The following is a 12,354-nucleotide window of genomic DNA, read 5'->3' as shown; positions in this document are numbered from 1 at the left end:
CGGGCGGGCGGCTACGGGCGCCGGTCCTCCGGCGCCGGTCCTCCGGCGGCTAGGGCGGCGCGGCCACGGGAACAGGTCACCGCAGGCTGCGCACGTCGAGGTGGCGCAGTACCCGGTCCACGATCTCCGGATCCGACCCGGGCTCGCTGCGCGCCGCCAGCACCTCGTGCCGCGCCGCACTGAGCATCTCGCCCTGGATGCGCCGCACCCGCTTGAGCCGCCTGACCCGCTGGTGCTGCGCCTCCCGGCGCTCGTCCTCCCCCATGTCCGGACTGATCCGGATGCCGATCTCGAAAGCCCTGCGCAGCATCTGCTCGGAGAGTTCGTCGGGCAGGTCCTCCACCTGCTCGATCTCCCGCAGCCTGCGCTTCGCCGCCTTCGCGGCCCGCACCGCGAGCTCCTTCTCGAACTCCGCCTCCCGCTCGGAGTCGGCCCGCACGCCCAGCAGCCGCACCAGCCACGGCAGCGTCATCCCCTGCACCACCAGCGTCGCGATGATCACCCCGAAGGCGATGAACACGAGCACGTCCCGCTGCGGGAAGGGCGAGCCGTCGTCGGTCTTCAGCGGGATCGCGAGGACCAGCGCCACGGAGGCCACCCCGCGCATCCCGGACCACCACATGACGACGGTCTCCCGCCAGCTGACCGGGATCTCCTCCTCGTAGTCCCGGCGGCGGGCGTGCAGCCGCTTGGTCAGCCAGGTGGCCGGCAGCAGCCACAGCAGCCGTACGACGACCACCACGCCCACCACGGCGGCCGACCAGCCCAGCAGCTCGCCCCAGCGTCCGCGGCCCGTGTGGATGGCGTTGTGCAGCTCCAGGCCGATCAGCCCGAAGGCGACCCCCGTGACGAGGGTGTCGATGATGTCCCAGAAGGTGTGCCCGGCCAGCCGGGTCATCACGTCGTCGGCGTCGGTGGCGTACTCGGCGAGGAACAGTGCCGTGGTGAGCACGGCGAGCACCCCGGAACCGTGCAGCTTCTCCGCGAGCACGTAGGAGGCGTACGGCACCAGCAGGGTCATGCCGATCTGGAGGGTCGGCTCGTCCAGCAGGTCCATCAGCCTGTTCGCGCCCCAGCCCAGCACCAGTCCCACCGCCACCGCGACGACGGCGGACAGCACCAGGTCGAGCCCGGCCCGCCAGGGCGAGAAGGAGCCGCTCAGGGCGGCGGCGATCGCCACGTGGTACAGCACGATGGCCGTGACGTCGTTGAAGAGTCCCTCGCCCTCCAGGATGGACACCAGGCGCCGCGGCAGCCCCAGCTGTCCGGCGACACTGGTCGCGGCGACCGGGTCGGGCGGTGCGATCAATGCGCCCAGCGCGACGGCGGCGGCGATCGGCAGCCCGGGCACGATCGCGCTGGCGACCAGGGCCACGCACACCGTGGTCACGAACACCAGGGCGACGGCCAGCAGGAAGATCGGACGGACGTTGGCCGCGAACTGCCGCCAGGAGGTCCGGCGCACGGCGGCGTAGAGCAGTGGCGGGAGCAGCGCGGGCAGGATCAGATCGGGCGGGATGTTCACGTCGGGCACGAAGTCGGCCACCGCCAGGACCCCGCCGAACAGGGTCATCAGCACGGGCGCCGGCACCCCGGACCGGTCCCCTAGCGGGACGCTCACCAGGGCCCCGAGCAGCAGGGCGAACAACAGGGCCAACTGATCCACGGACGGCGCTCCGGGCTCGACGATCACACGGCAGACCTCTAGCCTGCCACGACGCCCGCGCACCGGCCGTACCGACGTCTCCTGGACGGAGCTGCGGGTGGGAGCCACCGGGCGCGGCGAGCGGGAGCTAGAGGGCGCGGCGCATCGCCCGGTGCGGTATGCCGGCGTTCGGGAACTCCGGGCCGTACGCCACGTAGCCGAGCCGCTCGTAGAAGCCCTGGGCGTGGGTCTGCGCGTGCAGGTCGAGCGCGGTGAGGCCCGCCGCGCGGGCGATGTCCTCGATGGCGTGCACCAGGGCCGCGCCGACGCCGAGCCCGCGTGCCTCCCGGGAGACGGCGAGCCGCCCCAGGGAGCCGACCGCCGGGTCGCCGCCGGTCTTCGCCGCCGCCGCCTCGCCGTGCAGCAGCCGCCCGGTGCCCAGCGGCACACCGTCCTCGCGGACCGCCAGGACATGCACGGCCACGGCGTCCCAGGCGTCGTACTCGATGTCCTCGGCGACGCCCTGCTCGGCGACGAAGACCTCTTTGCGGACCGCGAAGCAGGCCTCGCGATCGGTGAGGTCCGTCGCGACCCGGACGGTGTGGCGCGGGCTCACGCCCACGTCTCCTCGCGGACCTGGTCGAGGGCCTGTCGCAGGTCCTCGGGGTAGTCGCTCCCGAACTCCACCCACTGTCCGTCGCCGGGGTGCTCGAAGCCGAGCCGGACCGCGTGCAGCCACTGGCGGGTCAGGCCCAGCCGCTTGGCGAGGGTCGGGTCGGCACCGTAGGTGAGGTCCCCGACGCACGGGTGGCGGTGCGCGGCCATGTGGACGCGGATCTGGTGGGTACGGCCGGTCTCCAGCTTCACGTCGAGCAGGGAGGCGGCGCGGAAGGCCTCGACGAGGTCGTAGTGGGTCACCGACGGCTTGCCGTCCGCGGTGACCGCCCACTTGTAGTCGTGGTTGGGGTGACGGCCGATCGGGGCGTCGATCGTGCCGCTCGTGGGGTCCGGGTGGCCCTGCACGAGGGTGTGGTAGCGCTTGTCGACCGTGCGCTCCTTGAACTGGCGCTTGAGCGACGTGTAGGCGCGCTCCGACTTCGCGACCACCATCAGGCCGGAGGTGCCGACGTCCAGGCGGTGCACGATGCCCTGGCGCTCGGCGGCGCCGGAGGTGGAGATCCGGTATCCGGCGGCGGCGAGACCGCCGATGACGGTCGGCCCGGACCAGCCCGGCGACGGGTGCGCGGCCACGCCGACCGGCTTGACGATCACGACCACGTCATCGTCGTCGTGCACGATCTCCATGCCCTCGACCGGCTCGGCGACCACCCGCACCGGTGCCGCGGCCTGCGGCATCTCGACTTCGAGCCAGGCGCCGCCGTGCACCCGCTCGGACTTGCCGACCACCGCCCCGTCGACCTGGACCTTGCCGGCCGCGGCCAGCTCCGCCGCCTTCGTGCGGGAGAAGCCGAACATGCGGGAGATGGCGGCGTCGACGCGCTCGCCCTCCAGGCCGTCTGGCACGGGCAGGGTACGAATCTCGGGAACGGTGCTCACCCGTCGAGTATGCCGGACGGGTGCCCGGCCACCGAACGGGCCTGTGGAAAACCGTCCGTCCGCGGGCCCCGCGGGCGGGCGGGGCCGGCCTCAGTCCTTGTGGACCGTGCCGTCCGGGTCCAGGCCGCGGAAGGACAGCAGCACGATCAGGATGCCGCCGCACACGATCGCCGAGTCGGCCAGGTTGAACACCGCGAAGCCCTGGGGCGCGATGAAGTCCACGACCTCGCCCTCGAAGATCCCCGGCGCCCGGAAGATCCGGTCGGTGAGGTTGCCGAGCGCGCCGCCCAGCAGCAGGCCGAGCGCGATGGCCCAGGGGAAGCTGTAGAGCTTGCGGGCGAGACGGATGATCACCAGGATCACGGCGGCGGCGATGAGGGTGAAGATGATCGTGAAGGCCGCGCCGAACCCGAAGGCCGCGCCCGGGTTACGGATGGCGTGCAGCTCCAGCCAGTCCCCGACGACCTGGATCGGCGCGTGGCCCTCCAGACGGGCGACGACGAGCATCTTGCTGATCAGGTCGAGGGCGTACGCGAACGCGGCCACCGCGAACAGCACGGCGATCCGGCGCCCGCGGCCGGTCCGCCGCCCCACCGGGGCGGACCCCTCGCCGGCACCGGCCGGGCCGGACGCTCCCGGGCCGGCGGGCGCTCCGGCCGCCGCAGTCCGCTCGCCGCCGTCGTCCGGGGTGTCCGGCGTACCGATGATGCGCTCCGCCTCTGCCACGTGAGTCCCTCAACCTAGGTGCCTGACTGAGGACGAGACTACGGCACGCCCCCAGGGCCCCTGGCGCTCAGGAGCGGCGTTCCTGCTTCTGCTTGCACTCCACGCACAGCGTGGCCCGCGGGAAGGCCTGCATGCGTGCCTTGCCGATGGGATTGCCGCAGTTCTCGCACAGGCCGTAGGTGCCCGCGTCGAGCCGTTCCAGGGCGCGCTCGGTCTGGTCCAGCATCTCGCGCGCGTTGGCGGCCAGCGCCATCTCGTGCTCGCGGGTGATGTTCTTGGTGCCGGTGTCGGCCTCGTCGTCGCCCGCGCCGTCCCCGGAGTCCCGCATCAGACCGGCGACGGACGCCTCCGACGAGCTGATCTCCGCCCGCAGCCGTCCCGCCTCGGAGTCCAGCTCCGCGCGGGCCTGCGTGACCTCTTCCGGGGTCCAGGGGTCCTCCCCGGTACGCACCGCCAGCTCGCCGGGCTCCGCCGCGGCGGCCCGCGCCTTGGGAAGGGGGGCCTGTTCCGCCGTGACCGTTCCTGGGGTCTTCTTCGCAACCACTGTCGTGGCTCCCGTCTGCTTCGCGGCCCGCGCCGCACCCGCCTTCTTGGCCGTGCTCTTGTGGGCCGTCTCCGTGGAGACGGCCTCGTGGACCGCCCGCCCGCCGCCGGCCTTCCTCGCCGTCGGCTCCGTGGGGGCCGCCGTGTCCGTAGCCGCCTTGTCCGTAACCGCCTTGCCGGTGGCCGTCCGCGTCGCCGGTTTCTTCGTCACCGCGGGCTTCCCGGTCGCCGCGTCCCGCACCGAGCCGTCGGCCCCCGCGTGGCCGTGCGCCGCCTTCCCGGCCGCAGTCTTCCGCGCCGGCGCCCGCTTCACCGCCGCCCGCTCCGCCGTCGTATGCGCCGCCCGCTCCGTCGGGGCCGCGTCCTCGACGGCCGCCTCCTTCGCGGCCGCCTGCCTCACGGGCGTCTTGCGCACGGCCGCCTTCTTCGTGACCGCCTTCCGCACGGCCGCACTCCTCGCCACCCGTTCCTCGGCCTTCGCCCCCTCTTCCCGCTCCTGACCCACGGCCGCGTGGCCGGCTGCCGGCTTCCCCGCGGCCGTCCTGCCGGTGGCCGGTCCCGCACCCGTCTTCCCGGTCGCCGGCTGCTGTACGGCGGTCTTCTTCGCCACCATGGCCGCGGCCCCTTCACATATTGTGATCTTGCTCGCGAATCGTGCTGGGACGATAAATCGACTCGAGTCCCGCGGCAACGGGGCACACCGCCCGATTCGCCCGCCCGCGCCCCCCGAGTCACGGGCCTGCATCCGTTGTGCCCAGCTCCCCGCCGGGTAATCCGCCCGGTCCGGCCCGCGCGGACACGTACCCCGCCCCCTCGCCATTCGGGTTACGCGGCCCCGCTCCGGGCCTGCCTCCGCACCTGCCTCCGCACCGCGCGAAAACCGGTCCGCCGTTGTCCGTGGGGCGCCGTACACTGGGCGGAGCGAAAAGCGTGGATGGGGACGAGTAGCGGCGTACGCAGCCCAGAGCGACCCGGGGACGGTGTGAGCCCGGGGGTGAGCGCGACGCGAAGATCACCCCGGAGCCGCCGGAAGAAAGCCGCAGCCGCAGGGCGGCGGCGAGTAGACCCGGCTTCGCGACCCCAATGAGGGGGCTCACCGGCGTGTACGGCGCGGCGGAGGGCCAAGGAGGGTGGTACCGCGGGAGCGCGCCGCACACGGCGTGGATCAGGATCTGAGGCTCTCGTCCCTCCGACGGAAGGCAGCAAGTCCGTTGGAGGATGCTCGCAGATGACAGCGCCGACGTACCGCCAGGTGCCCGCACAGGTCGACCTGCCCGCTCTTGAGCACGCCGTGCTCGACTTCTGGCACGAGCAGAAGATCTTCGCCAAGAGCCTGGAGCAGTCCGAGGGCCGCCCCGAATGGGTGTTCTACGAGGGCCCGCCCACCGCCAACGGCATGCCGGGCGCCCACCACATCGAGGCCCGCGTCTTCAAGGACGTCTTCCCCCGCTTCCGCACCATGCGCGGCTACCACGTGGGCCGCAAGGCCGGCTGGGACTGCCACGGCCTGCCGGTCGAGCTGGCCGTCGAGAAGGAGCTGGGCTTCGCCGGCAAGCAGGACATCGAGGCGTACGGCATCGCCGAGTTCAACGCCAGGTGCCGCGAGTCGGTGACCCGGCACACCGACGCCTTCGCCGAGCTGACGACCCGCATGGGCTACTGGGTCGACCTGGACGACGCCTACCGGACCATGGACCCCGAGTACGTGGAATCCGTGTGGTGGTCGCTGAAGGAGATCTTCGGCAAGGGGCTGCTGGTCCAGGACCACCGTGTCGCCCCCTGGTGCCCGCGCTGCGGCACCGGCCTGTCCGACCACGAGCTGGCGCAGGGCTACGAGACGGTCGTCGACCCCTCCGTGTACGTCCGCTTCCCGCTCACCTCCGGCCCCCTCGCCGGCGAGGCCGCCCTGCTGGTGTGGACGACGACCCCCTGGACCCTGGTGTCCAACACGGCGGTCGCCGCGCACCCGGAGGTCACCTACGTCGTCGCGACGGACGGCGAGGAGAAGCTCGTCGTCGCCGAGCCGCTGCTCGCCAAGGCGCTCGGCGAGGGCTGGGAGACCACCGGACAGACCTTCACCGGTGCCGAGATGGAACGCTGGACCTACCAGCGTCCGTTCGAGCTGGTGGAGTTCCCCGAGCCGGCGCACTACGTGGTCAACGCCGAGTACGTGACGACCGAGGACGGTACGGGCCTGGTCCACCAGTCCCCCGCCTTCGGTGAGGACGACCTCAAGGTCTGCCGCGCCTACGGCCTGCCGGTCGTGAACCCCGTCCGCCCGGACGGCACCTTCGAGGAGGACGTCCCGCTCGTCGGCGGCGTCTTCTTCAAGAAGGCGGACGAGAAGCTCACCGAGGACCTGGCGCAGCGCGGGCTCCTCTTCCGGCACCTGCCGTACGAGCACAGCTACCCGCACTGCTGGCGCTGCCACACCGCGCTCCTGTACTACGCGCAGCCCTCCTGGTACATCCGCACGACGGCGATCAAGGACCGCCTCATCCAGGAGAACGAGAAGACCAACTGGTTCCCGGACACGGTCAAGCACGGCCGCTTCGGCGACTGGCTGAACAACAACATCGACTGGGCGCTGTCCCGCAACCGCTACTGGGGCACGCCGCTGCCGATCTGGCGCTGCGAGGACGACCACCTCACCTGCGTCGGCTCGCGCGCGGAGCTGACCGAGCTGACCGGCACCGACCAGTCGGGCCTGGACCCGCACCGGCCGTACATCGACGACGTCACCTTCGCCTGCGGCCACGACGGCTGCGGGAAGACGGCCACGCGCGTGCCGGAGGTCATCGACGCCTGGTACGACTCGGGTTCCATGCCGTTCGCGCAGTGGGGCTATCCGTACAAGAACAAGGAGCTGTTCGAGAGCCGGTACCCGGCCCAGTTCATCTCCGAGGCGATCGACCAGACCCGCGGCTGGTTCTACACGCTGATGGCCGTCGGCACCCTCGTCTTCGACAGGTCGTCGTACGAGAACGTCGTCTGCCTGGGCCACATCCTCGCCGAGGACGGCCGCAAGATGTCCAAGCACCTGGGCAACATCCTCCAGCCGATCCCGCTCATGGACCAGCACGGCGCGGACGCGGTGCGCTGGTTCATGGCGGCCGGCGGTTCCCCGTGGGCGGCCCGCCGGGTCGGCCACACCACCATCCAGGAAGTCGTCCGCAAGACCCTGCTGACGTACTGGAACACGGTCGCCTTCCAGGCGCTGTACGCCCGCACGTCCGGCTGGGCGCCCTCCGCGGCGGACCCGGCGCCGGCCGGGCGCCCGGTGCTGGACCGCTGGCTGCTCTCCGAACTCCACGCCCTGACCGACCAGGTGACCCAGGCGCTGGAGGCGTACGACACCCAGCGCGCCGGCAAGCTGCTGTCCGCGTTCGTGGACGACCTGTCCAACTGGTACGTCCGCCGGTCGCGCCGCCGCTTCTGGCAGGGCGACAAGGCCGCACTGCGCACCCTGCACGAGGTCCTGGAGACGGTCACGAAGCTGATGGCGCCGATCACGCCGTTCATCACCGAACGGGTGTGGCAGGACCTGGTCGCGCCGGTCACGCCGGGCGCGCCCGAGTCCGTGCACCTGGCCCCGTGGCCCGAGGCGGACCTGTCCGCGATCGACCCGGCGCTGTCGCGGCAGATGGTCCTGGTCCGCCGGCTGGTGGAGCTGGGCCGCGCCACGCGCGCGGAGTCGGGCGTCAAGACGCGCCAGCCGCTGTCCCGTGCGCTGATCGCGGCCACCGGCTTCGAGTCCCTCGACCCGGAGCTGCACGCGCAGATCACGGAGGAACTGAACGTCGAGGCGCTGGCATCGCTCAGCGAGGTCGGCGGCAGCCTGGTCGACACGACCGCCAAGGCCAACTTCCGGGCGCTGGGCAAGCGGTTCGGCAAGCGGGTGCAGGACGTGGCCCGGGCGGTCGCCGCTGCCGACGCCGCCGCGCTGTCCCTCGCGCTGCGGGAGGGCACCGCGTCCGTGGAGGTCGACGGCGAGACGGTCACCCTGGCCCCCGACGAGGTCATCATCACGGAGACCCCGCGCGAAGGCTGGTCGGTGGCCGCCGACTCCGGCGCCACGGTCGCCCTCGACCTGGAGATCACCGAGGAGCTGCGGCAGGCCGGTCTGGCGCGTGACGGGATCCGGATGATCCAGGAGGCCCGCAAGAACAGCGGCCTGGACGTGGCCGACCGGATCGCCCTGCGGTGGACCTCGACCGATCCCCGGGTCATCGCCGCGCTGTCCGAGCACAGCGCCCTGATCGCCGAGGAGGTCCTCGCGACGGACTTCGCCCAGGGCGAGGCGGACGGCACCTACGGCGACGCCTTCACCGACGAGGGCCTGTCCCTGACGTTCCGGCTGCGCCGGGCGTAACCGCCCAGGCGTGCGCGAGGGCCCGGTCTCCGGCGAGGAGACCGGGCCCTCGCGCGTGGACGCCGGACCAGCGGACCGGGTCCTCACCCGTGAACGCCGGACCAGGGGTTACCGCCCGGACGCCGGTCGGGAGTTCACGCCGGGTGCCGGCCGGTGGGTTCCGCCCGGACGCCTGGCCGTGGGTCCGCCGGGACATCGGATCAGCCCTACCGCCCGGATACCGTCACGGTCGTGCGTGTCCCGCACCCCGACGGCGGGCGCGCGCAACCCGCGTAAAAGGGGCGGGCCCCCGGACCGAAGTCCGAAGGGCCCGCCCCTTGGGCGCTGCCGACGCCGTTGTCGTACTAGTACCCGGTGCTCAGTTGTCGTCCTCGTCGATCAGGAACCCGCGCATCGGCGAGGGCGCCTGGCCCATCGGGGACGGACCCTGCGGGCGGACCGGGGCCATGGGCTGGGTCATGGCCGGGGTCATCTGCTGCTGGCCGCCGTAGGACGGGCCGGCGTTGCCGGGGTTGCCGCCCATCCCCTGGTTGCCGCCGTAGGACGGGGCGCTCGCACCGGCCGGGGCCATGGAGGGCGCCGGCGACGGCGGCAGGGACGCGGTGGCCGGAGTGCGCGGCGGGGCCAGGGAGTCGTCGGCCTGGGTCTCCAGCTGACGCAGCTGCGACTCCAGGTACGACTTCAGCCGCGTGCGGTACTCGCGTTCGAAGCCGCGCAGGTCCTCGACCTTGCGCTCCAGCGTGGCGCGCGCGGACTCCAGGGAGCCCATGGCGACGCGGTGCTTCTCCTGCGCGTCCCGCTCCAGGGCGTCGGCCTTGGCACGGGCGTCACGCTCCAGACCCTCGGCACGGCTGCGGGCCTCGCCGACGATCTTGTTGGCCTCGGAACGGGCCTCGGCGATCGCCTGGTCGGCGGTCTGCTGGGCCAGCGAGAGGACACGGGCGGCGCTGTCGCCACCGGGGCCCTGGCCGTGGCCGCCCATGGGACCGCCCATCGGGCCGCCCATCTGCTGCTGCATGGGCGGCTGACCGCCCATGTGGCCCTGCCCCATCTGACCCTGGCCCATCTGACCCTGGCCCATGGAGCCCTGCCCCATCTGACCCTGCCCCATCTGACCCTGGCCCATCTGGCCCTGGCCCATGGAGCCCTGCCCCATCTGGCCCTGGCCCATCTGACCCTGGCCCATCGGGCCGGGACCCTGCGGGCCACCCTGACCGCCGGGGCCGGCGGGCAGCTGCGGGGCACCGCTCGGCAGCTGGGGCGGACCACCCATGGGGCCACCCATCTGCTGCTGCGGCGGGCCCGATATGCCGGCGGGCACCGGTGCGCCGGGACCTCGCATCCCCTGCTGGGGCATGCCCTGCTGAGGCATTCCCTGCTGGGGCATCCCCTGCTGCTGGTCCTGCTCCGGGGGCTTGCGCATGTTCTGCTGGTTCTGGGCGGCCGCGCGCGTGGCCGCGGCCAGTTTGGCGCGCAGGTCCTCGTTCTCGCGGAGCAGCCGGGTCAGTTCGGCTTCGACCTCGTCGAGGAAGGCATCGACCTCGTCCTCGTCATAGCCTTCTCGGAGGCGGACGGTCGTGAACTGCTTGTTCCGCACGTCCTCGGGGGTCAACGGCATCTCTTCACCTCAACGTAGTCATCGGCAGTCGGCAAGACCGTATCGTCCACCCTCATCTCACGAAGTGCTGCGCAATGGAGATGAGGACGTAAACGATGATCATCAGTACGAAGAAGGACAGGTCGAGCGCCACGCCCCCGAGACGCAGCGGCGGGATGAACCGCCGCAGAAGCTTCAACGGTGGATCGGTGACAGTGTAGGTGGCCTCCAGTACGACCACCATCGCCTTGCCGGGTTGCCACGAGCGGGCGAACTGGAACACGTAATCCATGACCAGCCGGAAGATGAGCACGACGAGGAACACCATCAGCGCGATGTAGATCACCTGCGCGAACACGCTCATGGCCTGCGGTTCCCTCTCCCCTGCTCCGTGCTTTCCGTACTGCGGTCCGGTCGTGCGTCTCAGCTCTGGTTGAAGAACCCGCCCTCTGCGATGCGGGCCTTGTCCTCCGCCGTGACATCGACGTTAGCAGGAGACAACAGGAACACCTTCTGCGTCACCCGCTCGATGCTGCCGTGAAGACCAAACACCAAACCGGCCGCAAAGTCGACAAGTCGCTTGGCGTCTGTGTCATCCATCTCAGTCAGATTCATGATCACCGGGGTGCCCTCACGGAAGTGTTCCCCGATGGTACGGGCCTCGTTGTAGGTCCGCGGGTGAAGCGTGGTGATCCGGTAAGGCTCTCGTTCCGACACGACCTTGGGCATGATCACCGGTGCGTTCTTCTCCAGGGACTGACGTTCTTGTGTGATGGATGCCACGGGCGCGATCCGCGCCGGGCGTCCCGATTCCGCGGCGAGCGAAGTCGAACGGGCCACCGGCTCGCGCGGCGCGGGCGGTTGCACGATTCGCACCTCTTCGTCCCTTTGGGACTGGTGTGCACCATGCGACTGATGTGACGGTTCGTGCCGTCGGTGGTCCCGCTCGGGCTCCGGGTCCAGCTCGGGCTCGAAGTCGTCGTCGGGGTCGAATCCGCGGCCGTCGTACCCATCGTCCTCCACGAGGCCGAGGTAGACCGCCATCTTGCGCATCGCGCCGGCCATGCTCTGAGTCCTCCGCTCTGTGGTGGATCGACTGACGACTGCCAAATGCCCGCGATCCACGTGGTCGTTGTGCCCGCCTTGACGGGTACTGACCATATTTTCTGCTGTGGTCCGACTTCCTGGCGACGTTACCCGAGCCTGGGGCGGACTCCGAGTACCGCACTGCCGACGCGTACATGTGTCGCCCCGGCGGCCACGGCCTGTTCGAGGTCCGCACTCATCCCTGCCGACACCATGGTTGCAGCCGGATGGGTCCGGCGCAGGTCGGTCGACAAATCCATGAGCCGTCCGAACGCCGCCTGTTCGCGACCCGCGTATTCCCCGGTGAGCGGAGCGACGGTCATCAGGCCGTCGAGCCGCAGCCCGGGCGCCGCGGCCACGAGGCCGGCCAACTCTTCGATTCCCTCCGGCGCCACGCCACCTCGTTCGCCCCGGCCGCTCGCCCCCGCGTCGAGCGCGACCTGGAGGAGGCAGCCCACCTCGCGCTCCACCCGTACCGCTTCCTTCGACAGCGCGGCGACGAGCCGGGAACGGTCGACGGACTGCACGACATCGGCATAACCGACCACGGAACGGACTTTGTTGGTCTGCAACTGACCGACGAAGTGCCATGTCAGGGGCAGATCCGCGCACGCGGCGGCCTTCGGGGCCGCGTCCTGGTCGCGGTTCTCGGCGACTTGGCGCACGCCGAGCCCGGACAGGATCCGCACATCGCTCGCCGGGTAGGTCTTGGTGACCACGATGAGGGTCACCTCCTCCCGCCCGCGCCCGGCCGCCGCACACGCGGTCGCGATGCGCTCCTCCACCTTCGCCAGGTTCGCGGCGAGTTCCGTCTTACGGTCCGTCATG

At 71.5% G+C, this 12,354-nt stretch carries 10 protein-coding genes; 1 reads left to right on the top strand and 9 read right to left on the bottom strand.

Going from position 1 to position 12,354, the window contains the following annotated elements; translation table 11 throughout:
• Positions 1-76: 76 nt before the first annotated feature.
• The 5 genes from ACGFT1_RS22775 to ACGFT1_RS22755 all read right to left on the bottom strand — a co-directional run bounded on the left by ACGFT1_RS22775 (position 77) and on the right by ACGFT1_RS22755 (position 5,084).
• Positions 77-1,666 carry a Na+/H+ antiporter gene (locus ACGFT1_RS22775; protein WP_373910782.1) on the bottom strand — a complete coding sequence of 530 codons (1,590 nt, stop codon included), beginning with the start codon at positions 1,664-1,666 and terminating at the stop codon, positions 77-79.
• Between the two features lie 127 nt (positions 1,667-1,793).
• Positions 1,794-2,261: a GNAT family N-acetyltransferase gene (locus ACGFT1_RS22770; protein WP_373910781.1), complete on the bottom strand. Its 468-nt coding sequence runs from the start codon at positions 2,259-2,261 to the stop codon at positions 1,794-1,796.
• The gene (locus ACGFT1_RS22765; protein WP_373910780.1) at positions 2,258-3,202 is read right to left on the bottom strand and encodes an RluA family pseudouridine synthase; all 945 of its coding nucleotides are present in this window, start codon (positions 3,200-3,202) and stop codon (positions 2,258-2,260) included. Before ACGFT1_RS22765 ends, ACGFT1_RS22770 begins: the two co-directional genes overlap by 4 nt.
• Positions 3,203-3,292: 90 nt before the next feature.
• Positions 3,293-3,928: a signal peptidase II gene (lspA, locus tag ACGFT1_RS22760; RefSeq protein WP_373910779.1), complete on the bottom strand. Its 636-nt coding sequence runs from the start codon at positions 3,926-3,928 to the stop codon at positions 3,293-3,295.
• A gap of 67 nt (positions 3,929-3,995) precedes the next feature.
• A complete protein-coding gene (locus tag ACGFT1_RS22755) occupies positions 3,996-5,084 on the bottom strand; it encodes a TraR/DksA C4-type zinc finger protein (RefSeq protein WP_373910778.1) in 1,089 nt (362 codons plus the stop codon).
• A gap of 615 nt (positions 5,085-5,699) precedes the next feature.
• Here ACGFT1_RS22755 and ileS point away from each other — a divergent pair.
• Positions 5,700-8,843, top strand: a complete 3,144-nt coding sequence (gene ileS / locus ACGFT1_RS22750) for an isoleucine--tRNA ligase (protein WP_373910777.1) — start codon at positions 5,700-5,702, stop codon at positions 8,841-8,843.
• Between the two features lie 358 nt (positions 8,844-9,201).
• Here the strand turns inward: ileS and ACGFT1_RS22745 are convergent, their stop codons facing one another.
• The 4 genes from ACGFT1_RS22745 to ACGFT1_RS22730 all read right to left on the bottom strand — a co-directional run bounded on the left by ACGFT1_RS22745 (position 9,202) and on the right by ACGFT1_RS22730 (position 12,353).
• Positions 9,202-10,461, bottom strand: a complete 1,260-nt coding sequence (locus ACGFT1_RS22745; RefSeq protein WP_373910775.1) for a DivIVA domain-containing protein — start codon at positions 10,459-10,461, stop codon at positions 9,202-9,204.
• Positions 10,462-10,513: 52 nt separating this feature from the next.
• Positions 10,514-10,804, bottom strand: a complete 291-nt coding sequence (locus ACGFT1_RS22740) for a YggT family protein (RefSeq protein WP_121789244.1) — start codon at positions 10,802-10,804, stop codon at positions 10,514-10,516.
• Positions 10,805-10,863: 59 nt separating this feature from the next.
• On the bottom strand, positions 10,864-11,505 hold the full coding sequence (locus ACGFT1_RS22735) for a cell division protein SepF (RefSeq protein ID WP_030642042.1): 642 nt from the start codon (positions 11,503-11,505) through the stop codon (positions 10,864-10,866).
• A 128-nt stretch (positions 11,506-11,633) separates the two neighbouring features.
• On the bottom strand, positions 11,634-12,353 hold the full coding sequence (locus ACGFT1_RS22730) for a YggS family pyridoxal phosphate-dependent enzyme (RefSeq protein ID WP_373910774.1): 720 nt from the start codon (positions 12,351-12,353) through the stop codon (positions 11,634-11,636).
• Position 12,354 lies beyond the last annotated feature (1 nt).

Origin of the sequence: Streptomyces sp. Y20, assembly GCF_043195475.1 — a bacterium.
Taxonomy (GTDB): Bacteria; Actinomycetota; Actinomycetes; order Streptomycetales; family Streptomycetaceae; genus Streptomyces.
Note: the sequence above shows the minus strand (reverse complement) of the source record. Positions and strands in the feature narration are given on the sequence as shown.